Raw genomic sequence first — 20,400 nt, forward strand, 5'->3', positions numbered from 1 at the left:
ATGATTTATGAAAGAGGTCTAATAAAAAAGAATTCTCATTCTAAGAATAATTGATTTAAAAAGCCGACTTTCATCGGCTTTTCACTTTACCCTTCCAAAACCTCTTCCAGCAATTCCTCACTCGGCGCAAAGTAATACGCACCATCCATTGGAGTCACGAAGTGTAGCAAGCGGTCATGGATCCCATCGCCTGATGTACCAAACATACGCACTAACATGGTATCAATGATTTTCAGGTCTTTGGTATAAGCAATGAAGAATAGACCTTGGTCACCACGACCATCTCCATAAGGTAGAGAGTGACGTAGAATTTCCATTTCCTCGCCTTCCTCATCTTCAACGACAGTACGAGCGATATGCGCATTGGCAGGTTTTACTTCATCCTCGAGCTCAATCGATTCAAGTTTGGTACGACCCATCACTTGTTCTTGAGCATCGACTTTGAGTTTTTTCCATTTATCCAGGTTATGCGCATAACGCTGTGCAAAAATGAATGAACCATCCTGGAAAATGCCCGTATCTTCACCAAGTAAAGCCACTTCAGCTCGATCATCCGGGAATTGCGGATTTTCAGTCCCATCAATGAAACCGGTAATATCACGGCCATCAAAGTAACGGAAGCAAACACGCTCATCTAGTACTTCAACCTGATCGCGAATACCTTCAAAGAAAGACTGACTCAAGGCGAAACAGATATCGGCACGCGCACTGGCAATATGGATCAGCACATCTGCCGGTACCACAGGCATATTAAATGAACCTTGAATTGGCTCTAATTGTTTAAAACCAGCAGGTGCCTGTTCATACAATTTTGACCAGAGTTCAGGACCAAAAGCGACAGCCGTTTTAATTTGCGCATTCGGATGTTGGGTAATCAGGCGATCGCGTGTCGTAAATAGCTGTTTTAATCGTTCCTTAAAATCTTCGATACTGAGATTTTTCAGACGTAAAACAATAAAGCGAGCATGATCTGAAGGTAATGGCAAAATTACAGATTGGGCTGTCATTCATGGCTCCTGTAATAAATTTTCTGTATCCAATCCTGCTATTGTGCCTGAAGCGCTATAGAGTGAATAGTATGCAGTCTGATGTTTAAGCAATTTTTTTGGCTGAAAATATTGGAAAAGTCATATAATTAGATCCTGAATTTGAATGAGTTAAATCTCTATGTCCTATCAAGTCTGGTTTGCTTATATGTTAGCCTGTTGGGTGATCAGTATTTCCCCAGGTGCGGGTGCTATTGCTTCAATGTCGAGCGGACTGAATTATGGCTTTCGACATGGATACTGGAATGCGCTCGGCCTGCAACTCGCCCTATTGGTTCAAATTGCCATTGTGGCTGCCGGGGCAGGGGTATTGTTTGCGACTACACCTTGGGCATTTCTTGCAGTGAAATGGTTTGGGGTTGCCTATTTATTGTATCTGGCCTTTTTGCAGTGGAAAGCACCAGCGCAGTCGATTGAAATTAAACATGAACTCGCACGAAAATCAGCTGGGAAACTCGTCATTCACGGTTTTCTGGTCAATATGAGTAATCCCAAAGCGATTGTATTTTTGCTGGCAGTATTGCCGCAATTTCTGGACTTATCTAAACCGCAATGGATTCAATATGTGATTATGGCCGCGACTATGGTAACGATTGATCTGATCGTGATGGCAGGCTATACCGGCTTGGCTGCCAAGGTTCTGCGTCTTCTGAAATCGCCAAAACAGCAGAAAGTCATGAATCGAACTTTTGCCAGCTTGTTCGCTGGAGCCGCATTTTTATTGAGTCTAGTGCATCAGTAGGAGAACCTCTTCTTACAGGAGAGGGAATTCAACAATCTCTTAAAGAATCATCTGTAAAAATTCATCTTCAGTCATGACCTCAATATCATGCTGTTTAAATAATGCAGCCGTCACGCCATCACCTTGAATTTTATTCCCAGTAAATGAACCATCATAAATCAGCTTGCTGCCGCAAGATGGACTATTGGCTTTTAAGACCGCATGGGTGACTTGAAATTTTTGTGCCAGCTTCAGAGCAGCATATGCTCCCTGTATAAAAGCAGTAGATACATCCCTTCCTTGAATATCTGTTACTTGAGCTAAACCTTTAAGAACTTCTAATCCTGTGCCGCCTTGAATCTCTGCTGCGGGTCGGGGGATAGGCAAACCACTACTGACTTCAGGGCAAATCGTGACATATTGATCTGGTAGCAAATGATCGACCAACTCTTTTACCAGACAGTCGCGACCATCATAACGAACTTTGTGTCCAAGCAAGCAGACACTGATCAGGTAAAATTTGCCTGCCATGTCTTAAGCCAGTTTTTTAAACTTCTGCAAGATAAAAATAGCAGCAAACAGCACTGACATGGTCAGCACAATGGTCAGACCTGTTGACGTATTCAGACCTGCACTTGACCAGAGCCCAACCGTCACACCAATTTGTGCAATCACAAAAGCCCAGATCACCATTTGACGAGGCGAGTTTGCCAGTAGGCGAGCCGTCAAAGCTGGAATGACTAGAAGTGCGCCCATCAAGAGTGAACCGACCGCACGTAATGCCAATACAGTAAACAGTGCCAATAACAGCATAAAGATTAGACGTTGCAGTTTTGCATTCACCCCTTCACTGATCGCCATATCAGGATCAATCGCAATTTGGATTTGCGCCTGCCAGCTTTTATACAGGACAGCCAAAGCCAAGATAATCACGACGGCAAAAGTAGGAAGATCTGTCCATGAGATAGTGAGTAGATCACCAAATAAATAGCTAAGCAGTTCCGGTCTTAAACTCGGTAAATGCTGAATGAATAACAGGCCTGAACAGAGCAGGGTGGCGGAGCAGAGTGCCAACAATGCATCATTCGGCAAACGCGGGTCATACAGTACCCAAAGTACAGCGACCAATAAGACTGCAATAAAGCTGACCCCCATCCAGAGTGGCAGGCTCATCGCACCAGCAATTGCAACACCGAGCAAAGTACCATGTGCCATCGTATCTGCAAAGAAAGACATACGGCGCCACAGCATCAGACAACCGAGTGGTGCGGTCAGGAACACCAAGAGTGTTCCCATAATCCATGCAGGTAATAGGAGAGATAACCAATCCATCATGGCTTAAGCTTCCGGCTCGGGGTGAATGTGAGGGCGTGAATCGTGCTGGCATGGTGTCGCGGAGTCACCATGCGCACAATGGTCATGATGATGCTGGTAGAACACCCGATTGGTACCAAAAATGGCTTGATATTCTGGATGTTGCTGTACGCTTTCTGGCAGGCCGCTACAACAGATATGTTTGTTCAAGCAGACCACACGATGTGTACCTTGCATCACCCACTGCAGGTCATGTGAGACCATTAAAATGGCACAGCCATATTTTTCTGGCAGGCTACGCACATATTCATACAGTTCGGCTTCGGACTGAATATCCAGTCCCTGCATTGGCTCATCCAGTACTAGAATATCCGGCTGACGTAATAAGGCGCGTGCTAGCAGGACACGTTGACGTTCACCGCCGGAAAGCTGTTGTACTTTAGAATTTTCCAGTTTGGCAATACCGGTATCACGGATAATTTCAGCTTTAATAGCTGAAGGGCATTTTTCTAACGCCAGCAGATCTTTGACCCGTAGCGGTAAACTATGTGAAGGATTGAATTTTTGTGGCACATAAGAGAATTTCAGCTTGCGCGCCGTTTTGATTTCACCGGATTTCGGTTTGACGATCCCAAGCATGACCTTTATTAAAGTCGACTTACCGGCACCGTTTGGACCAATCAGCGTAACAATCTCTTTCTCCTGCAAAGAGAAATCAATCGCCTTTAAAATGTCACGATCATCAATATTGACCCAGATCTTGGAAAGCTGGATCAAGGGTGATGCATTCAAGCTTTGTTGCGACACTGCTGACAGATTCCTGAAATTTCGATAATGCTGTGGTGTGCACTAAAATCGTCTGAAGCCGCCAAGGCATCCAGTTGTTCTAATAAACCTTGTGCAGATGCTTCTTTGACTGCTTTACATTCAGTACAAATCAAGAATGCCGCCTGATGGCCTTCACGCGGATGGCAGCAGGGAATATAGGCATTAATAGAGGTCAGGCGGTGAATAAAGCCTTTTTCTAATAGAAAGTCGAGTGTACGGTACACCGTTGGTGGGGCAGCAGGACGGTCGCTGGCATTTTTCATTTGTGCCAGCAGGTCATACGCACCCATCGGGCCGCTTGCATTCAGAATCAGTTCCAGTACCTCTTTGCGTAAAGGAGTGAGGCGTGCGCCACTTGCCGCACAAAGACTCTCTGCTTCGGCCAGACGTTGCGCGACATTTGGATGGTCGTGTACGCCGTGCAATGCATTGTGGTGTTCGTGCGAACATGAACCCATAGTTCACCTCAGGTGCGAAACTGAAAATTAAAAGATTTCAAATCTTAACATGAAGCGCCCAGAGTTTCGATTGGGCATAGGTATTTTTGTAATTTTGTTATATTATAACACTATTAAATTTGTCCTTATATAGCGATTTCTCTTCATGTTCCGTTTCCTTGCCCTGTGTAGCCTGGCTTTGTTCAGTACCATTAGCTGGTCGCAAAGTCTGGTGGTTTCAACGCAGCCGATTTATCTGATTGCCAAGACCATTACTCAAGGTGTGGAACAGCCGACTTTATTATTGGCCAATCAAAGCGGTCATGATGTCAGCCTCACCCCGGCACACCGTAAAACGATTCAGGATGCCGGCCTGGTGATCTGGTTAGGGCAGGCACATGAAGCGCCGTTGGCAAAAGTGTTGAACAATAGCAATAAAAGTATCGCGATTTTAGATTCGGGTATTCTGACCACTTTGCCAATGCGTAATCCACGTGGGCAGGCCTTAAAAGATACTGTCGATACCCATGTTTGGCTTGATCCAAATAATGCAGTACGTATCGGTTTCTTTATTGCAGCCCTACGTTCTCAGCAGCTGCCTGAGCATCGGGAGGCCTATTGGAAAAATGCGCGTGACTTTGCCCAAACCATGTTTTTGACTGCACAGCGTTATAGTTCTACAAGTAAAGCTCAACCTTATTGGTCCTATCATGATGCCTATCAATATCTGGAACGCCCATTGAACCTGAAGTTCATGGGGGCTTTGACTGATGATCCACATGTGTCACCAACCGTGGCGCAGATCAAGTTTCTGCAAGACAGTCGTGTGCAGAGCAAAATGTGTCTGCTTGCAGAAGCGCATGCTGGAGAAAATCAGTACCGAAAACTGAAACCGATTGTATTCCAGAGTGTCGATGAAAGCATGAGTGGGGCAGGGGACTTTATCCAAGCCTGGCAGAAATTGGCCGAGCAAACCCGTAAATGTGTGTTAAATGCCCATCAATGATTTAAAAATAATCAAGTTTTGATTAGTTTGCCAGCATTTGATCTGTTGAAAAAAACACGACTAAGGTCGGGAAAAGATTGCATGTTCAGGGGTGTAACTCTATAATGCCTGCGATTAAAAATAATCATCAGCTAAACTTGTCAAGCATGCTTGCTGTGAGTGAATAAATAATGAGCCGAACTAGTCGCTTGATTGACCGACGATTAGCGAAAGCTTTAGTCCTCTTACAAGCATTAATGATTCCTGTTTCAGCCTTGATTGGCTGGGTCGTGAAAGACTCAACCGTAGCCTTGAGTGCCGCTTTGGGGGCGTTCGTCTGCTGGCTTGCGAGTTGTTATTTTTCATGGCAATCATTTCGAGCGGCAGGAGCGCGGGCATCTAAGCAGGTTCTTTCGAACATGTATAAAGGCCTGATGGGCAAGTTTGCAATTGTGATTGTTGGTTTCATTTTAATTTTAAGCAATGTCAAGCCGTTATCCCCGGTTGCGTTGTTTTGTGGTTTTATGCTCGTTCAAGCCATGTCGTGGGTCGCTCCTTTTTGGGTGTCACGTCTACAAAAACGAGTTTAAACACAACAAAAAATTGAAAAGTTTTTTTAGGAGCAGGCGAGATATCAAGCAGCACGCGATATTCGTTTGTTCTATAGTTTTTTGACATTGACCAGGTGTGATTTATGGCTGCTGAAGAACATGCCCTTACTTCGACCGAGTATATCAAGCATCACTTGACCAATATGACCTACGGCAAAATGCCAGACGGTACATGGAAATTGGCCGAGAACGGTGCTGAAGCTCAACAGATGGGGTTCACTGCTATTCACTTGGATTCAATGGGTTGGTCAATCGGCCTTGGTATCATTTTCTGCTTGTTATTCTGGTTAGTAGCAAAAGCTGCAAACTCTGGTGTTCCTACCAAGTTCCAGTCTGCAATCGAAATGATTATCGAGTTTGTTGACTCAAGTGTACGCGATACCTTCCATGGTAAATCGCGTTTGATCGCTCCACTAGCGCTAACCATCTTCGTGTGGATTTTCCTCATGAACTTGATGGATCTTATCCCGGTTGACTGGATTCCTTATGTCGCTCAACACGTGATTGGTGGCCTGTTTGGTATTGATCCACACCACGTATACTTCAAGATCGTTCCATCTACTGACCCTAACATTACCCTTGGTATGTCATTGTCTGTATTTGCACTTATCTTGTTCTACAGCATCCGTGAAAAAGGTGTTGGCGGCTTCGTTGGTGAACTAGCACTTAACCCATTTAACCCAAGTAACCCAGTTGCAAAAGCGATCCTTATTCCAGTGAACTTGATTCTGGAATTGGTAACCTTCCTTGCACGTCCAGTTTCATTGGCTCTACGACTATTCGGTAACATGTATGCGGGTGAGTTAATCTTCATTCTTATCGCGTTATTACCGTTCTGGATCCAGTGGGCGTTATCTGTGCCTTGGGCGATCTTCCACATTCTTGTTATTACGCTACAGGCATTCATTTTCATGATGCTGACTATCGTATACTTGAGCATGGCAAGCGAAAAGCATTAATGGTATTGCCTAACTGTCACGGGATGGTTGGGCACAATTTTTTAACTTAATTTGGTATAAACCTAACCTCTGAGGAATTATCATGGAACTCACTTTAGGTCTAGTTGCAATTGCATCTGCTATCTTGATCGCTTTCGGTGCTTTAGGTACTGCGATTGGTTTTGGTCTTCTAGGCGGCCGTTTCCTTGAAGCTGTAGCTCGTCAACCAGAATTGGCTCCACAACTTCAAACTCGTATGTTCTTAATCGCGGGTCTTCTTGATGCTGTGCCTATGATCGGTGTTGGTATTGGCTTGTTCTTCATCTTCGCTAATCCATTTGTAGGTTAATCAGCTTAATTCCGAAATTCACTATTTGAGGAATTTGCAATGAATATCAACCTCACATTGTTTGGCCAAGCGATTGCGTTTGCGATTTTCGTCGCATTCTGCATGAAGTTTGTATGGCCACCACTAATCAATGCGATTAGTGAACGTCAGCGTAAAATCGCTGATGGCTTAAATGCTGCTGAAAAAGCGAAGGCTGACCTTGCAGATGCGCAAGCACAAGTGAAAGCTGAACTGGACGCGGCAAAAGCACAAGCGGCTCAATTGATCGAACAAGCGAACCGTCGTGCAGCGCAATTGGTCGAAGAAGCTCGTACTCAAGCGTCAGCTGAAGGTGAGCGTATTCGTCAACAAGCTAAAGAAGCTGTTGATACTGAAATCAATGCTGCTCGCGAAGAATTACGTCAACAAGTGGCTGCTCTTGCAGTTGCTGGTGCTGAGAAAATTCTTAGCCAGCAAGTTGACGCAGAAGCTCACAATGCCATGCTGACTCAGCTGGCTGCTAAACTTTAAGAGAGGCGGATTATGGCTGAACTCTTGACGTTGGCACGCCCTTACGCTAAAGCAGCATTTGCTTACGCTTCTGAGCAAGGTACAGCTGACTCCTGGTCAACTGCACTTGAATTGCTCAGTGCTGCGGTGCAAGACGAAGCATTTTCAGCTTATCTAAATCGCCCTGAGTTGACACCTGCTGAGCAGGTGGCACTTTTTGCTAAAGTTTTAGGCGAAGACCAAACGCCTGCAGTGTCAAACTTTTTGACTATGCTTGCTGAAAACGCACGTTTGGCTTTGCTTCCTGAAATCGCTGCAGAATATGAACAGCTCAAATCACAGAATAACAATACTGTGGATGTTGTAATTGAATCAGCATTCCCATTGACTTCTGTACAGGAACAACTTCTTACTCATGCGTTAGAGAAAAAATTCAATGCAGCAGTAAACGTTTCTGTAGAAGTTAACCCAGCGTTAATCGCGGGTGTGGTTATTCGTGCAGGCGACCAAGTGATAGATGATTCTGCGCTTAATAAGCTTGAAAAAATGCGTACTCGTCTTCTAGCTTAATTGCATATAAGAAGACTGAACTTTAAAAAGATTGAGGTATAGCGCAATGCAACAACTGAATCCATCCGAGATCAGTGCGCTCATTAAACAGCGTATCGGCGATCTGGACACCAGCGCGACCGCTAAAAACGAAGGTACCATTGTTATGGTATCCGACGGTATTGTGCGCATTCACGGCCTTGCTGATGCAATGTACGGTGAAATGATCGAATTCGACGGCGGCTTATACGGTATGGCACTGAACCTAGAACAGGATTCAGTGGGCGTCGTTGTTTTAGGTAACTACTTAAGCCTTCAAGAAGGTCAAAAAGCTCGTTGTACAGGTCGTGTATTAGAAGTTCCGGTTGGTCCTGAACTTCTTGGCCGTGTCGTAGACGCTTTGGGTAACCCAATTGATGGTAAAGGCCCTATTGATGCAAAACTTTCTGATGCTGTTGAAAAAGTAGCACCAGGCGTAATTTGGCGTCAATCAGTGGATCAACCTGTACAAACTGGTTATAAATCAGTAGATACAATGATCCCAGTAGGCCGTGGTCAACGTGAGTTGATCATTGGTGACCGTCAGACTGGTAAAACAGCTATGGCGATCGACGCGATCATCGCTCAGAAAAACTCTGGCATTAAATGTATCTACGTTGCAGTTGGTCAAAAACAATCAACTATCGCAAACGTAGTACGTAAGCTAGAAGAAACTGGCGCTATGGCGTATACAACTGTTGTAGCAGCAGCTGCAGCCGATCCAGCAGCAATGCTGTTCTTGGCTCCATACTCTGGCTGTACAATGGGTGAATACTTCCGTGACCGCGGTGAAGACGCTCTGATCATCTATGATGACTTGTCTAAACAAGCTGTTGCTTACCGTCAAATTTCATTGCTTCTTCGTCGTCCACCAGGTCGTGAAGCTTATCCAGGTGACGTGTTCTATCTACATTCACGTCTACTTGAACGTGCTTCTCGTGTATCTGCTGACTACGTTGAGAAATTCACTAACGGTGAAGTTAAAGGCCAAACTGGTTCATTAACTGCATTGCCGATTATTGAAACTCAAGCAGGTGACGTATCTGCATTCGTACCAACTAACGTAATTTCGATTACTGATGGTCAGATCTTCCTTGAAACATCATTGTTCAACGCAGGTATTCGTCCTGCTGTGAACGCGGGTATCTCTGTATCTCGTGTTGGTGGTTCTGCGCAGACTAAAGTCATCAAGAAATTGTCTGGTGGTATCCGTACTGCACTTGCACAGTACCGTGAATTGGCAGCGTTTGCTCAGTTCGCTTCTGACCTTGACGAAGCAACTCGTAAACAGCTTGAACACGGTCAACGCGTAACTGAGCTTATGAAGCAAAAACAATATGCTCCATACTCAATCGCTGACCAAGCTGTATCAGTTTATGCATCTAACGAAGGCTACATGGCTGACGTAGAAGTGAAGAAAATCGTAGACTTTGACGCTGCGTTAATTGCTTACTTCCGTTCAGAACACGCTGCGTTAATGCAAAAAATTGACGAGACTGGTGCTTGGGATAAAGATATCGAAGCTGAATTCAAAGCTGGTATTGAAAAATTCAAAGCGACTCAAACTTACTAATCTAGCAACTTGCTAGATTGGTGTTGGTTTGGTTCACGGAATCAACCTTCGAGGGCTCGTAAGGGCCTTCGAATACTAGGTTAAGCGTATGGCAAATTTAAAAGAAATTCGCGCCAAAGTAGCTAGTATCAAAAGCACGCAGAAAATTACTCGCGCGATGCAGATGGTAGCAGCTTCTAAGATGCGTCGTGCGCAAGAGCGCATGGCACAAGGCCGTCCGTATGCCGAAAATATGCACCGTGTAATTGCTCATTTGGTACAAGCGAATCCTGAATATAAACACCGTTATATGGTTGAACGTCCTGTTAAGCGCGTTGGCTATATCATTGTGTCTTCAGATCGTGGCCTTGCTGGTGGTTTGAACATTAACCTGTTCAAGAAAGTGGTAAAACACGTTCAACAGCAACAAGAGCAGTCAATTGAAGTTCAATTTGCTTTGATTGGTCAAAAAGCGGTTTCGTTTTTTAAAAACTACGGCGGTAAAGTGCTTGGTGCGACCACTCAAGTGGGCGACACTCCAAGTCTTGAACAGTTATCTGGTTCTGTACAGGTGATGTTAGACGCTTATGATAAAGGCGAATTAGATCGTATTTATCTGGTTTCTAACGGCTTTGTCAACGCCATGACTCAAAACCAAAAGATCGAACAGCTTGTTCCTTTGGCAGCTGCTGAAGAAGACAAGACGCTTAACCGTCAATACGGTTGGGATTACATCTACGAGCCTGAAGCTGAAGAGCTTTTAAATGGCTTGTTGGTTCGTTACATCGAGTCTGTGGTGTATCAAGGTGTGATCGAAAACATCGCGTGTGAGCAGTCTGCTCGTATGGTTGCAATGAAAGCTGCAACTGATAACGCGGGTGAATTGATCAAGAACCTGCAACTTATTTATAACAAGCTGCGTCAAGCCGCGATTACTCAGGAAATTTCTGAGATCGTTGGTGGTGCCGCTGCCGTTTAACATATATTAGTTTGAATTGAGGAGACAGCAATGAGTAGCGGTCGTATCATTCAGATCATCGGCGCGGTTATCGACGTCGAGTTTGAACGTAACAGCGTTCCTAAGATCTATGACGCTCTCCAAGTTGACGGTACTGAAACTACATTAGAAGTTCAGCAACAACTTGGTGATGGCGTAGTTCGTACTATTGCAATGGGTTCTACTGAAGGCCTTAAGCGTGGTTTGAACGTAACTAACACTAACGCTCCGATCTCTGTACCAGTAGGTACAGCGACTCTTGGCCGTATCATGGACGTTCTTGGTCGCCCGATCGACGAAGCTGGTCCTGTTGCGACTGAAGAGCGTTTACCAATTCACCGTCAAGCGCCTTCTTATGCAGAACAAGCGGCTTCTACTGACCTTCTAGAAACTGGTATTAAAGTCATCGACTTACTATGCCCGTTCGCGAAAGGTGGTAAAGTTGGTCTGTTCGGTGGTGCCGGTGTTGGTAAAACTGTAAACATGATGGAGTTGATCAACAACATCGCGAAAGCGCACTCAGGTTTATCTGTGTTTGCTGGTGTTGGTGAACGTACTCGTGAAGGTAATGACTTCTATCACGAAATGAAAGACTCTAACGTTCTTGACAAAGTAGCAATGGTCTACGGTCAGATGAACGAGCCACCAGGTAACCGTTTACGCGTAGCGTTGACTGGTTTGACTATGGCTGAGTACTTCCGTGATCAAAAAGACGAAAACGGTAAAGGCCGTGACGTACTATTGTTCGTCGACAACATCTATCGTTATACACTAGCGGGTACTGAAGTATCAGCACTTCTAGGCCGTATGCCATCTGCAGTAGGTTACCAACCGACTCTTGCAGAAGAGATGGGTGTTCTTCAAGAACGTATTACATCTACTAAGTCTGGTTCTATTACGTCAATCCAAGCGGTATACGTACCTGCCGATGACTTAACAGATCCATCGCCTGCAACTACGTTCGCTCACTTGGACGCAACTGTTGTATTGAGCCGTGACATCGCTTCTCAAGGTATTTACCCTGCGATTGATCCACTTGACTCTACTTCACGTCAGCTAGATCCACTTGTAGTTGGTACTGAGCATTACGAAATCGCTCGTTCAGTTCAAAACGTTCTTCAACGTTATAAAGAATTGAAAGACATTATCGCAATTCTCGGTATGGACGAATTGTCAGAAGAAGACAAACTTACTGTATACCGTGCACGTAAGATCCAACGTTTCTTCTCTCAACCGTTCCACGTAGCTGAAGTGTTTACTGGTGCTCCTGGTAAACTTGTACCGCTTAAAGAAACGATTCGTGGCTTTAAAGGTCTTCTAGCTGGTGAATACGATCACATCCCAGAACAAGCGTTCTACATGGTTGGTGGTATTGACGAAGTGATTGCTAAAGCTGAGAAACTTTAATTAGTTCCCTAATTTAGGAGATTCTCATGGCGACTATGCAATGTGACGTTGTAAGTGTTCAAGAGTCTTTGTACTCAGGCACTGTAACTATGCTAATTGCTAAAGGTGCTGGCGGTGAGTTAGGTATTATGCCTGGTCACGCTCCGCTGGTAACTTTGCTCCAACCTGGCGCGATCCGCGTTATTTTGGAAAACGGTACAGAAGAATTAATCTATGTATCTGGTGGTGTTCTAGAAGTTCAACCGCATGTTGTTACGGTTCTTGCTGATACAGCAGTCCGTGCAGAAAACTTGGATGAAGCTGCAATTATTGAAGCGCGTAAACACGCTGAACAATTGCTAGCAAATCAAAAGAGCGATTTGGACTCTGCTGCTGCTTTGGCTGCTCTTGCAGAAACTGCTGCTCAGCTGGAAACGATCCGCAAAATCAAAAACCGTGCAATGTAATTGCTGGTTTAAGATTGAAAAAACCACCCGAAAGGGTGGTTTTTTTATATAAAAACTATTTTGAAAAAAGTTACCAGATTTTAGCCTTATGAATAATTATTTTAAGAAAACTATATAGCTCTAATTTGTACCACTCGATATAACTTTTACCTGCGCTGCGTAATCTTTTGAACCAATCTGTAAGCAAAACCATAGTCAGAAAAAAACAATGCTAAGTTGATATGGCGTCTTTAAGCTTTTCAGATTTATTCAATAAAAAGTTTCACGGTTCTACTACCTCTGTCACGACGCAAATCACGTTGTTATCCATTTATAAAAATTGAATTGGCCAAGCAGGGATCTAATTATGAGTTATCAATCCGTTAACCCCTTTAACAACCAGAAATTAAAAGATTATCCGTCACACACTGATCAAGATATCCAGAATGCTTTGGATACCGCAGAAAAAATCCTGAAGTCGGATTGGACTCAACAAGTAGATACCCGGATTGAGGTACTTCGTAAACTGGCAAACAATATGCGGGAACATAAGTCAGAACTGGCTAAAATCATGACGCTGGATATGGGTAAGCTGATCAAGCAGAGTGAAGGTGAGATCGAAAGCTGTGCACGTATTGCAGAATATTATGCTGATCATGCCAAAGAGTTTTTAGCGCCAGTTTCTTATGAAACGGAACTAGGAGAAGCATGGGTAGAGCATCATCCCTTAGGCATTATTATGGCGGTAGAACCCTGGAACTTCCCATTCTATCAATTGATGCGTGTTTTTGCCCCGAACTGTGCGATTGGCAACCCTGTGGTAGCCAAGCATGCCAGCATCGTTCCGCAATGTGCTGAAGCCTTTGAACAGTTAATTTTGGATGCAGGCGCACCGAAAGGCGTATGGACTAATCTGTTTATCAGTAGCGATCAGGTCGCAGATATTATCGCAGATCCGCGTGTACAAAGCGTTGCTCTCACGGGTTCAGAAGGCGCAGGGCGTGCGGTAGCAGGGCAGGCTGGGAAATATGTCACCAAATCGACACTGGAACTAGGCGGTAATGATGTATTCATTGTGCTGGATGATGCTGATCTGGAAAAAGCGATCAAAATTGGCTGTCAGGCACGCGTTAATAACACGGGGCAAGTTTGTACAGCAGCTAAACGTTTTATCCTGCATGAGAAAATTGCAGAACAATTTAAAGCGGGCATGCTCGAGGTCTTTGAAGGCTTAAAAATTGGTGATCCATTGGATTCTGAAACTACTCTTGGCCCACTGTCTTCGGCAGATGCGTTGGAAAAACTGACCAAGCAGGTGGATAAAGCTGTAGAGAATGGCGCGAAAGTTTTGACTGGTGGTAAGCCTTATGAACATGAAGGTAATTTCTATCAGCCAACTATTCTGGAAAATATCAGCCGTGATAATCCGGCTTGGTATGAAGAATTCTTTGGCCCGGTCGCTCAAATTTATGTGGCAAAAGATGAAGATGAAATTGTATCGATTGCCAATGATTCCAATTATGGTCTCGGAGGCGTGATTCATTCACAAAATATTGAGCGGGCGAAAAAGCTGGCTTCACGTGTAGAAACTGGCATGATCTGGATTAACTGGTATACCGATACTGCGCCAGAGCTGCCATTTGGCGGGATCAAAAATTCAGGTTATGGTCATGAACTTTCAATTGATGGTTTCAAAGAATTTGTGCAGAAACGTCTGGTTGTCGTAAAAAGCCCAAAAAAATAATATTTAATTTCTAAAATAAAGAAGCCACTTAAACAGTGGCTTCTTTTTGAACGAAATATAATCGTAAATCAGGTGTTTTCTGTTTCAGCTTCTGATGAAGCGTCTTTATCTGGGTTTTGAATCAGCATGCCTGCCAGTTTAAGCATTTCAGCTTGCACACTGACCATCTGGCTTTCAATTTTCTTTAAATCAACTTGGCTGAAATCGACTTGGCCATTCAGTAAAGGAGAAGCCAGAACCTGTTGATTGGCACTCATGATATTGTTACGTACCTGATCAATTTCCTGACTTTTTAAATTCAGTTCACTTAAGGCCTGATTAAAGCCTGTCAACTGTTGTTGTAACTTGCCTGCTGTAGCTTGCAGTTGCTGGGTATCTTTAGTATCCACCGCAGTTTGGAGATCAGTTTGGGTCTGTTTTAACTGTTCGACATAACTGCCCGCCTTGAATTGCAGATCAGCCACATCACGCACCATATAAAACATATTGCCAGACTTTAGCTCTGTTTGCGCAGTCGTCGTGCGATCACTTTGCTGTACAGGTTCAAGATCAGTAGAAAGCGTACTTTGTTCTTGCTCGACCGGTGCTTCGGTCGCCTGTTCACAGCCCATTAATAAAACGCCTGAGCTAAATAGGGCAAAAGGAAGAAGAGCATTTACAAGAATCTTGGACATGAAATCGTAGTCTCGGAGCAGGTGGTTCTAATGCATGACTATAAGAATAAAATGTGGAGATAAAAAAGATTGTTGCAAAGTCATAACAAATATTTTGAATACAAATGATTAAGACATTAAAAAAGAGTGCTGAAGCACTCTTTTTTCACCGAGGAGGATAAAACTTATCCTGCAATAATTTTGATAATGTTATGGCTCATCACATTGGTCAGGATATAGTCACCATTCACTTTGATCCATTGCTGGTTTTTACCAGGTTTGCTGAGTTTTTTGTATTTGCTGTGGTCTACCTTGTACACTTTGCTCTGGAACTGAGCTGGTACTTTTTGACCTACACGCCAATCGTGTGAAGGATCTACTTTCTTATGTACCTGTTTATACTGTTGAGCGTGTGCAGGAGATTTATACTGTGCATGCTGCTGAACATGCATTTTTTGTGGCTGATGGTGTTGCGAGTGATGCTCTGGAGCTGCAGCAAAAGCTGAAGTCGCCACAAGTGCACTAGATAATGAAAATATGACTGCTTTTACTAAGTTTTTCATGTTTTGAACCTATCGTTATCTCTCTTGGGATAACTGCATATTAGGCTCAACTCATTGATAAATATGGAATGAAGTGTTGTAGAAAAATAAAAATTAAGCGTAAATCATGGAGATTTTAGAGCTACGTAAATATGGTTTTAAGTATTTGATTTTAATATAAAGAATAAGTATCTATTCTTGAAATAGATACTTACATTACTGTTACAAATTATTTAGCCAATTCTGCATTGATCGTATCTCGCAAGCGAGCATCATCTGCCGGAATATTGGGTGCAAAACGCGCGACCACTTCACCTTGCTTGTTGACCAGGAATTTTTCAAAGTTCCACAGCACTTCTGGTAATTCATTTGGCGTATTGCCAAAACTTTTCAGGCGCTCTGCAAAATCTTCGCCACCTGTACGTTGCGGCTGAGCCTGCGTCAGATAATGGTAAAGAGGATGCTGATCTTCACCCACGACAGAGATCTTGGAGAATAGCGGGAAATCCACATTGTAGTTCAGACTGCAGAACTGCTGGATTTCCTCGTCTGTGCCCGGTTCCTGACCTTTAAAGTTATTCGCAGGAAAAGCCAGAATTTCCAGTCCTTCGGTTTTTTTCTCATTATAAAGTTTTTGCAGTCCTTCATATTGTGGGGTTAAACCACATTTCGATGCGACATTCACAATCAACAGGACTTTGTCCTGATAATCAGACAAAGTCGTATTTTCTCCAGTGACGGTTTTTACCGGAATTTCATAAATGGACTGACTCATATTGTTTTGCTCGAATTGTTATGGAAATAGACTCATGTTTTATCGGGTCTTGGCGGTTTCAGCAAACATAAATTTTAGATAAGTTTGTGAAAAAATATGAAATTCAATGTTTATGCCTATGAGCTAGGTCAGCTAAACTGGTCATCAGTTGCAACCGACCTATTTAAAAAGACTTATTTAGCAAGCTCAGCATTGATTGCATCCAGCAGGCGTGAATCATCTGCCGTGATATCCGGTGCAAAACGTGCAACGACTTCCCCCTGTTTGTTGACCAGGAATTTTTCAAAGTTCCAGAGGACTTCAGGCGGTTCATTTGGAGTTAGGCCATAGTCGACCAGATCTTTCCACCATGGACCTTCACCGATACGTTCTGGTACAGCCTGAGTCAAAGTGGCATACAAAGGATGTTTGGCTTCACCCACGACCGGAATTTTGGCAAACAGCGGGAAATCCACCTGATAGTTCAGGGAACAGAAGTCCTGAATTTCCTTTTCACTTCCAGGTTCCTGTTCCAGAAAATCATTGGAAGGGAAACCTAAGATTTCCAGTCCTTCGGCTTTTTTATCATCATAGAGCTTTTGCAAGCCTTCGTATTGTGGAGTGAGGCCGCATTTTGATGCCACATTTACCAGCAGTAAGACTTTGCCTTGATACTGGTTCAGCGTCGTGTCCGTTCCTTGAATCGTTTTTACCGGAATGTCATACACAGAAGTGCTCATCAGATTTCCTTTTTATTAAATGAATGAGGGCTATTTGTTTTAACGGGTATTTAAAGACAGTACAAGTCGGAATCAGTGAAATGCTTACTTGCCAGCTACAAATAGCATTAATTTTAGTTGAAAAATCAATTATGCTTAGGCACTTGCCAAGAGCGAATAGATTAACAATAGATAGAGACAGGGATGAAGTTATGACGCAGCAGCAAAAAACAATGTGGTGGGCCATGCTGCTTCCATTGACTGCGGTACTGATCTGGTCACTGAATATTGTCGTGACCCGCTATGTGACCGACTTTATCTCGCCGGTGAGCATCAGTTTTTATCGCTGGTTTTTTGCCTTTCTGATTCTAACCCCGTTTATTTTGCCGCGGGTGATTCGTGAGCGTGCCCTGATTGTGCCGCATCTGAAACAGCTGGCAGTGCTGAGTGCCTTTGGTCTGGTGCTGTATCAGGGACTGGCTTATACCGCTGCACATTACACCACCGCCACCAATATGGGCATTATTAATGCCTTTATTCCGATTTTTACCATTTTTGTGTCGATGCTGATTCTGCGCGATATTCCGAATCGCTACGCCATTATTGGCAGTCTGTTGTCCTTTGCCGGGCTGATCTATGTGATGGGGCAGGGCAATCCTTGGGGCCTGCTGCATGCCGGCGGCCAATGGGGCGATCTGCTGATGATTATCGCCGTGTTTTTCTATGCCTTTTATGGGGTTTTTCTGAAAAAATGGCAGCTGCAGATTCCGTTAATGCTGAGCCTGTATGTGCAGATTCTGTTTGCGCTGCTGTATCACCTGCCGTTTGTGGCCTGGTTGGGTCTTGATGCCATCAATATGACCAATGCCGGCAGCGTTATCTACGCCAGTATTTTCCCTTCATTAATTGCCCCTTTGGTGTGGATGATGGCGATTCAGCGTCTGGGACCGACCCGCACCAGTATCTTTATGAACCTGATGCCGGTGTTTACCGCTTTAATTGCCTTTGTCTGGTTAAAAGAGGCCTGGACCATTTATCACAGTATTGGTGGGGCGATTATTCTGTTCGGAATTGTGCTGGCCCAGAAAAAAACTGTGGCGCCAGTGCTCCTGAAAGCCAAATAGTTGCCCAAAAAACGAACAAACAAACTTCATTTTTTGCTTGAATGATCTCGTGAATAAAGGCAAATAGACTTTAGTCGAGAAGAATAGCTTTTAGCTTCTTTAAAAAGCACTTTAAAAAGAGCAAGATAATTTGAATTTTTTTCAAATAATGATTGATTAATCATAGGTTTAAGCTGTTTTTTAAGAGCTAAAATATATTTGTTTTTTTTAAACTGTTCGCCCATAATACGCTCCATCGCAGATCAGCGACTGTTGCTGAAATGCCCAGAGATTTCGATACCCTCTGGATGTGATAATACACATCCTTTTTTATGCTCAACCATCCCTATATGGTTGAGCTTTTTTTTGTCTTAAAACTTTAGTCGGCTTGAAAAGAAAAATGACTGAGCAAAGGCTCAGTCACGAATAATTTCACCTGTTACAGCATCAATAATCCGGCTTGGTTTCTGGCTCAGTCCCAGATCACCATTCAGATAATTCAGGTCCTGACCAAAATAACGCATGGCATCTTGCAGGGAACGTGCAGGTTCTAAGCCGGCAGGATTGGCACTGGTTGAAACAATAAAACCGCCAAAAGCCTGACACAAGGCTACACAAAGAGGATGAGTGGTCACGCGCACTGCCACTTTAGGGTGTTTGCCTTTAATCCAGCCTGGAATATCGTCATTGGCAGGGAGTAGCCAGGTGGTTGCCCGGTCTGTAGGTCGATCATTACTCCAAGACTCAATTACTTTTTCACGCATTTCTTCACTTAGATCCTGAAGTAAATGTTCCACTTGTGAAATATGAGCTGCGAGTAAAATCACGCCTTTTTCAATCGGGCGCTGTTTTAAGGTTAAAATCTGGTGAAATGCCTGTTCATTGTAGGGGTCGCAACCTAAGCCCCAAACAGCCTCTGTAGGGTATGCCAAGACCTGTCCAGCTTTGAGACATTCAGCTGCTTCGGCAACAGAGGTGGTGATCATGTGTATACCTTATCAAAACAAGAAGTGTCTATTGTGAACTTTATTTATGTGGACGACAACGTAGATACATACCAGCTTGCTGGGTACAAAAGCCAAGTAGCTCCAGTTCCATCAATTGACTGGTCAGAGAAGACACATCCTGTTGCAGATGATGATTGAGATGATCCAGATCCTGTCCGACCCAGTCCAGCTGGTTATAAAGTCTGAGCAGATGGGGCGGTATGTGTGCAGGGAGTTCATCCGCCATGTCATGTTGTACTTCATTTTGTAAGGCTTGCCATTGGGTCGCCAGAGCCAGTTCTTCAATCACCTGTTGCGGGTGATCAATCAGAATCGCGCCTTCACGAATCAGCTGATGGCAACCTTTATGATATTCACTATAAATATGTCCCGGAATGGCAAATACAGTCTTGCCTTGTTCGGCAGCCAGTTTGGCCGTAATCAGAGAGCCGCTTTTTAAGGTCGCTTCAGCCACAATGACCCCGAGACTTAAGCCACTGACAATCCGGTTACGCCGTGGAAAGTGATGCTGCAAGGGTGGGGTTTCTGGTAGAAACTCGGTAATGACGGCACCACCATGCGCAATAATCTCCTGGCGCAATTGTGCATGTTGAGAAGGATAGGTCTGATCCAGTCCGGTTCCCATCACCGCAATGGTTCCCTGATGTTTTAATCCTGCCCGATGAGCAGCTTCATCTATGCCTTGTGCTAATCCACTATTAATATAGAAACCCTGTTCACTCAAATAAAAGGAAAAATCATAAGCTACTTGCCGGCCATGAGGACTCGGCTTGCGACTTCCTACAACTGCAATTTGGGCTTGTAGCAGGGTATCCGGCTGACCTTGGCCAAAAATAATCGGTGGTTTGTCTACATAGTGGCTGAGTTGCTGCGGATAGTGCAGATCATGGTAGAGTAAAACAAAATCACTATCTCGCTGAACTTTTTCCAGACAGCGCTGAAATTTCTGTTGTGATTCTGGAAGCGAGAAGTCTTTTAAGCGTTGGACATGATTGGCATGAATGCCAAGCGCCTGCCAGGTAGGCACCTGATCAGGCTGTATGGCTGTGGTCAGACTTGAATAATGCTGACTGATTTTATAGAAGCTCGAAAGAGAATGCTGAACCAGATACCATAACGTCAGTGTTTCCAGTTGCACGCGTGATAAAGAGTTCAGCATATCGAGACCTATATGTGTGTCTTCTTATTCTT

25 protein-coding genes are annotated in these 20,400 nt (G+C 44.0%); 13 read left to right on the forward strand and 12 right to left on the reverse strand.

Annotated features, from left to right (window positions below; translation table 11 throughout):
• Positions 1 to 86: 86 nt before the first annotated feature.
• Positions 87 to 1,007, reverse strand: a complete 921-nt coding sequence (locus G5T77_RS03585; RefSeq protein WP_166139347.1) for a Dyp-type peroxidase — start codon at positions 1,005 to 1,007, stop codon at positions 87 to 89.
• Between the two features lie 160 nt (positions 1,008 to 1,167).
• Between G5T77_RS03585 and G5T77_RS03590 the strand changes: the two genes are divergently transcribed.
• Complete coding sequence (locus tag G5T77_RS03590) at positions 1,168 to 1,788, forward strand: LysE family transporter (RefSeq protein ID WP_125279444.1); 621 nt, start codon at positions 1,168 to 1,170, stop codon at positions 1,786 to 1,788.
• 39 nt (positions 1,789 to 1,827) lie between these two features.
• On the opposite strand, the gene G5T77_RS03595 is transcribed toward G5T77_RS03590, so the two are convergent.
• Genes G5T77_RS03595 through G5T77_RS03610 form a run of 4 tightly spaced genes read right to left on the reverse strand, consistent with a single transcriptional unit; the run spans position 1,828 to position 4,367 of the window.
• Positions 1,828 to 2,298, reverse strand: coding sequence for a DUF523 domain-containing protein (locus G5T77_RS03595; RefSeq protein ID WP_166139350.1), 471 nt, complete (start codon positions 2,296 to 2,298; stop codon positions 1,828 to 1,830).
• A gap of 3 nt (positions 2,299 to 2,301) precedes the next feature.
• Positions 2,302 to 3,102: a zinc ABC transporter permease subunit ZnuB gene (gene znuB, locus G5T77_RS03600; protein ID WP_034705182.1), complete on the reverse strand. Its 801-nt coding sequence runs from the start codon at positions 3,100 to 3,102 to the stop codon at positions 2,302 to 2,304.
• Positions 3,103 to 3,105: 3 nt separating this feature from the next.
• On the reverse strand, positions 3,106 to 3,888 hold the full coding sequence (gene znuC / locus G5T77_RS03605) for a zinc ABC transporter ATP-binding protein ZnuC (RefSeq protein WP_005233382.1): 783 nt from the start codon (positions 3,886 to 3,888) through the stop codon (positions 3,106 to 3,108).
• On the reverse strand, positions 3,870 to 4,367 hold the full coding sequence (locus tag G5T77_RS03610; protein WP_005233384.1) for a transcriptional repressor: 498 nt from the start codon (positions 4,365 to 4,367) through the stop codon (positions 3,870 to 3,872). Before G5T77_RS03610 ends, znuC begins: the two co-directional genes overlap by 19 nt.
• Before the next feature lie 145 nt (positions 4,368 to 4,512).
• Between G5T77_RS03610 and G5T77_RS03615 the strand changes: the two genes are divergently transcribed.
• The 11 genes from G5T77_RS03615 to G5T77_RS03665 all read left to right on the forward strand — a co-directional run bounded on the left by G5T77_RS03615 (position 4,513) and on the right by G5T77_RS03665 (position 14,431).
• The gene (locus tag G5T77_RS03615) at positions 4,513 to 5,352 is read left to right on the forward strand and encodes a zinc ABC transporter substrate-binding protein (protein ID WP_166139353.1); all 840 of its coding nucleotides are present in this window, start codon (positions 4,513 to 4,515) and stop codon (positions 5,350 to 5,352) included.
• Between the two features lie 170 nt (positions 5,353 to 5,522).
• On the forward strand, positions 5,523 to 5,921 hold the full coding sequence (locus G5T77_RS03620) for an ATP synthase subunit I (protein ID WP_166139355.1): 399 nt from the start codon (positions 5,523 to 5,525) through the stop codon (positions 5,919 to 5,921).
• A 104-nt stretch (positions 5,922 to 6,025) separates the two neighbouring features.
• Positions 6,026 to 6,901: a F0F1 ATP synthase subunit A gene (atpB, locus tag G5T77_RS03625; RefSeq protein WP_004780701.1), complete on the forward strand. Its 876-nt coding sequence runs from the start codon at positions 6,026 to 6,028 to the stop codon at positions 6,899 to 6,901.
• Positions 6,902 to 6,983: 82 nt separating this feature from the next.
• The gene (gene atpE / locus G5T77_RS03630; protein WP_000424060.1) at positions 6,984 to 7,229 is read left to right on the forward strand and encodes a F0F1 ATP synthase subunit C; all 246 of its coding nucleotides are present in this window, start codon (positions 6,984 to 6,986) and stop codon (positions 7,227 to 7,229) included.
• A 39-nt stretch (positions 7,230 to 7,268) separates the two neighbouring features.
• Positions 7,269 to 7,739 (forward strand): F0F1 ATP synthase subunit B, encoded by a 471-nt coding sequence (locus G5T77_RS03635; RefSeq protein ID WP_004780703.1) that lies wholly within the window; start codon positions 7,269 to 7,271, stop codon positions 7,737 to 7,739.
• A gap of 12 nt (positions 7,740 to 7,751) precedes the next feature.
• Positions 7,752 to 8,288: a F0F1 ATP synthase subunit delta gene (locus G5T77_RS03640; RefSeq protein ID WP_004780705.1), complete on the forward strand. Its 537-nt coding sequence runs from the start codon at positions 7,752 to 7,754 to the stop codon at positions 8,286 to 8,288.
• Positions 8,289 to 8,334: 46 nt separating this feature from the next.
• The gene (gene atpA / locus G5T77_RS03645) at positions 8,335 to 9,879 is read left to right on the forward strand and encodes a F0F1 ATP synthase subunit alpha (RefSeq protein WP_004780707.1); all 1,545 of its coding nucleotides are present in this window, start codon (positions 8,335 to 8,337) and stop codon (positions 9,877 to 9,879) included.
• Positions 9,880 to 9,967: 88 nt separating this feature from the next.
• The gene (atpG, locus tag G5T77_RS03650) at positions 9,968 to 10,837 is read left to right on the forward strand and encodes a F0F1 ATP synthase subunit gamma (RefSeq protein WP_004780708.1); all 870 of its coding nucleotides are present in this window, start codon (positions 9,968 to 9,970) and stop codon (positions 10,835 to 10,837) included.
• Between the two features lie 30 nt (positions 10,838 to 10,867).
• Positions 10,868 to 12,262 (forward strand): F0F1 ATP synthase subunit beta, encoded by a 1,395-nt coding sequence (atpD, locus tag G5T77_RS03655; RefSeq protein WP_004780710.1) that lies wholly within the window; start codon positions 10,868 to 10,870, stop codon positions 12,260 to 12,262.
• 26 nt (positions 12,263 to 12,288) lie between these two features.
• Positions 12,289 to 12,708 (forward strand): F0F1 ATP synthase subunit epsilon, encoded by a 420-nt coding sequence (locus G5T77_RS03660; RefSeq protein WP_004780711.1) that lies wholly within the window; start codon positions 12,289 to 12,291, stop codon positions 12,706 to 12,708.
• A 346-nt stretch (positions 12,709 to 13,054) separates the two neighbouring features.
• Positions 13,055 to 14,431 (forward strand): NAD-dependent succinate-semialdehyde dehydrogenase, encoded by a 1,377-nt coding sequence (locus G5T77_RS03665; protein ID WP_166139357.1) that lies wholly within the window; start codon positions 13,055 to 13,057, stop codon positions 14,429 to 14,431.
• Positions 14,432 to 14,499: 68 nt separating this feature from the next.
• Here the strand turns inward: G5T77_RS03665 and G5T77_RS03670 are convergent, their stop codons facing one another.
• From G5T77_RS03670 to G5T77_RS03685, 4 genes are all read right to left on the reverse strand, one after another.
• Complete coding sequence (locus tag G5T77_RS03670) at positions 14,500 to 15,105, reverse strand: hypothetical protein (RefSeq protein ID WP_166139359.1); 606 nt, start codon at positions 15,103 to 15,105, stop codon at positions 14,500 to 14,502.
• Between the two features lie 164 nt (positions 15,106 to 15,269).
• Positions 15,270 to 15,647 (reverse strand): RcnB family protein, encoded by a 378-nt coding sequence (locus tag G5T77_RS03675; RefSeq protein WP_166139361.1) that lies wholly within the window; start codon positions 15,645 to 15,647, stop codon positions 15,270 to 15,272.
• A gap of 208 nt (positions 15,648 to 15,855) precedes the next feature.
• A complete protein-coding gene (locus G5T77_RS03680; protein ID WP_166139363.1) occupies positions 15,856 to 16,401 on the reverse strand; it encodes a glutathione peroxidase in 546 nt (181 codons plus the stop codon).
• Between the two features lie 173 nt (positions 16,402 to 16,574).
• The gene (locus G5T77_RS03685; RefSeq protein WP_166139365.1) at positions 16,575 to 17,120 is read right to left on the reverse strand and encodes a glutathione peroxidase; all 546 of its coding nucleotides are present in this window, start codon (positions 17,118 to 17,120) and stop codon (positions 16,575 to 16,577) included.
• Between the two features lie 191 nt (positions 17,121 to 17,311).
• On the opposite strand from G5T77_RS03685, the gene G5T77_RS03690 reads away from it, so the two are divergent.
• A complete protein-coding gene (locus tag G5T77_RS03690) occupies positions 17,312 to 18,223 on the forward strand; it encodes a DMT family transporter (RefSeq protein ID WP_034705680.1) in 912 nt (303 codons plus the stop codon).
• Between the two features lie 26 nt (positions 18,224 to 18,249).
• Here the strand turns inward: G5T77_RS03690 and G5T77_RS17130 are convergent, their stop codons facing one another.
• The 3 genes from G5T77_RS17130 to dprA form a co-directional block, all read right to left on the reverse strand.
• The gene (locus tag G5T77_RS17130; protein ID WP_240904288.1) at positions 18,250 to 18,447 is read right to left on the reverse strand and encodes a hypothetical protein; all 198 of its coding nucleotides are present in this window, start codon (positions 18,445 to 18,447) and stop codon (positions 18,250 to 18,252) included.
• 171 nt (positions 18,448 to 18,618) lie between these two features.
• Complete coding sequence (locus G5T77_RS03700; RefSeq protein WP_034171542.1) at positions 18,619 to 19,188, reverse strand: Sua5/YciO/YrdC/YwlC family protein; 570 nt, start codon at positions 19,186 to 19,188, stop codon at positions 18,619 to 18,621.
• A gap of 40 nt (positions 19,189 to 19,228) precedes the next feature.
• Complete coding sequence (gene dprA, locus G5T77_RS03705) at positions 19,229 to 20,368, reverse strand: DNA-processing protein DprA (protein WP_166139368.1); 1,140 nt, start codon at positions 20,366 to 20,368, stop codon at positions 19,229 to 19,231.
• Between the last annotated feature and the right edge of the window lie 32 nt (positions 20,369 to 20,400).

It is taken from the genome of Acinetobacter sp. GFQ9D191M, from assembly GCF_011174875.1.
In the GTDB taxonomy this organism is placed as follows: Bacteria; Pseudomonadota; Gammaproteobacteria; order Pseudomonadales; family Moraxellaceae; genus Acinetobacter.

Bases quoted from the DNA above. Each gene is read 5' to 3' on its own strand.
- G5T77_RS03635 (WP_004780703.1), top strand. From the start codon at position 7,269: ATGAATATCAACCTCACATTGTTTGGCCAAGCGATTGCGTTTGCGATT.
- G5T77_RS17130 (WP_240904288.1), bottom strand. From the start codon at position 18,447: ATGGGCGAACAGTTTAAAAAAAACAAATATATTTTAGCTCTTAAAAAA.
- G5T77_RS03660 (WP_004780711.1), top strand. From the start codon at position 12,289: ATGGCGACTATGCAATGTGACGTTGTAAGTGTTCAAGAGTCTTTGTAC.
- G5T77_RS03595 (WP_166139350.1), bottom strand. From the start codon at position 2,298: ATGGCAGGCAAATTTTACCTGATCAGTGTCTGCTTGCTTGGACACAAA.
- G5T77_RS03670 (WP_166139359.1), bottom strand. From the start codon at position 15,105: ATGTCCAAGATTCTTGTAAATGCTCTTCTTCCTTTTGCCCTATTTAGC.
- G5T77_RS03675 (WP_166139361.1), bottom strand. From the start codon at position 15,647: ATGAAAAACTTAGTAAAAGCAGTCATATTTTCATTATCTAGTGCACTT.
- atpD (WP_004780710.1), top strand. From the start codon at position 10,868: ATGAGTAGCGGTCGTATCATTCAGATCATCGGCGCGGTTATCGACGTC.
- G5T77_RS03690 (WP_034705680.1), top strand. From the start codon at position 17,312: ATGACGCAGCAGCAAAAAACAATGTGGTGGGCCATGCTGCTTCCATTG.
- atpG (WP_004780708.1), top strand. From the start codon at position 9,968: ATGGCAAATTTAAAAGAAATTCGCGCCAAAGTAGCTAGTATCAAAAGC.
- dprA (WP_166139368.1), bottom strand. From the start codon at position 20,368: ATGCTGAACTCTTTATCACGCGTGCAACTGGAAACACTGACGTTATGG.
- znuB (WP_034705182.1), bottom strand. From the start codon at position 3,102: ATGATGGATTGGTTATCTCTCCTATTACCTGCATGGATTATGGGAACA.
- G5T77_RS03615 (WP_166139353.1), top strand. From the start codon at position 4,513: ATGTTCCGTTTCCTTGCCCTGTGTAGCCTGGCTTTGTTCAGTACCATT.
- G5T77_RS03590 (WP_125279444.1), top strand. From the start codon at position 1,168: ATGTCCTATCAAGTCTGGTTTGCTTATATGTTAGCCTGTTGGGTGATC.
- G5T77_RS03665 (WP_166139357.1), top strand. From the start codon at position 13,055: ATGAGTTATCAATCCGTTAACCCCTTTAACAACCAGAAATTAAAAGAT.
- G5T77_RS03610 (WP_005233384.1), bottom strand. From the start codon at position 4,367: ATGGGTTCATGTTCGCACGAACACCACAATGCATTGCACGGCGTACAC.
- G5T77_RS03620 (WP_166139355.1), top strand. From the start codon at position 5,523: ATGAGCCGAACTAGTCGCTTGATTGACCGACGATTAGCGAAAGCTTTA.
- atpB (WP_004780701.1), top strand. From the start codon at position 6,026: ATGGCTGCTGAAGAACATGCCCTTACTTCGACCGAGTATATCAAGCAT.
- atpA (WP_004780707.1), top strand. From the start codon at position 8,335: ATGCAACAACTGAATCCATCCGAGATCAGTGCGCTCATTAAACAGCGT.
- G5T77_RS03680 (WP_166139363.1), bottom strand. From the start codon at position 16,401: ATGAGTCAGTCCATTTATGAAATTCCGGTAAAAACCGTCACTGGAGAA.
- G5T77_RS03640 (WP_004780705.1), top strand. From the start codon at position 7,752: ATGGCTGAACTCTTGACGTTGGCACGCCCTTACGCTAAAGCAGCATTT.
- atpE (WP_000424060.1), top strand. From the start codon at position 6,984: ATGGAACTCACTTTAGGTCTAGTTGCAATTGCATCTGCTATCTTGATC.
- G5T77_RS03585 (WP_166139347.1), bottom strand. From the start codon at position 1,007: ATGACAGCCCAATCTGTAATTTTGCCATTACCTTCAGATCATGCTCGC.
- G5T77_RS03685 (WP_166139365.1), bottom strand. From the start codon at position 17,120: ATGAGCACTTCTGTGTATGACATTCCGGTAAAAACGATTCAAGGAACG.
- G5T77_RS03700 (WP_034171542.1), bottom strand. From the start codon at position 19,188: ATGATCACCACCTCTGTTGCCGAAGCAGCTGAATGTCTCAAAGCTGGA.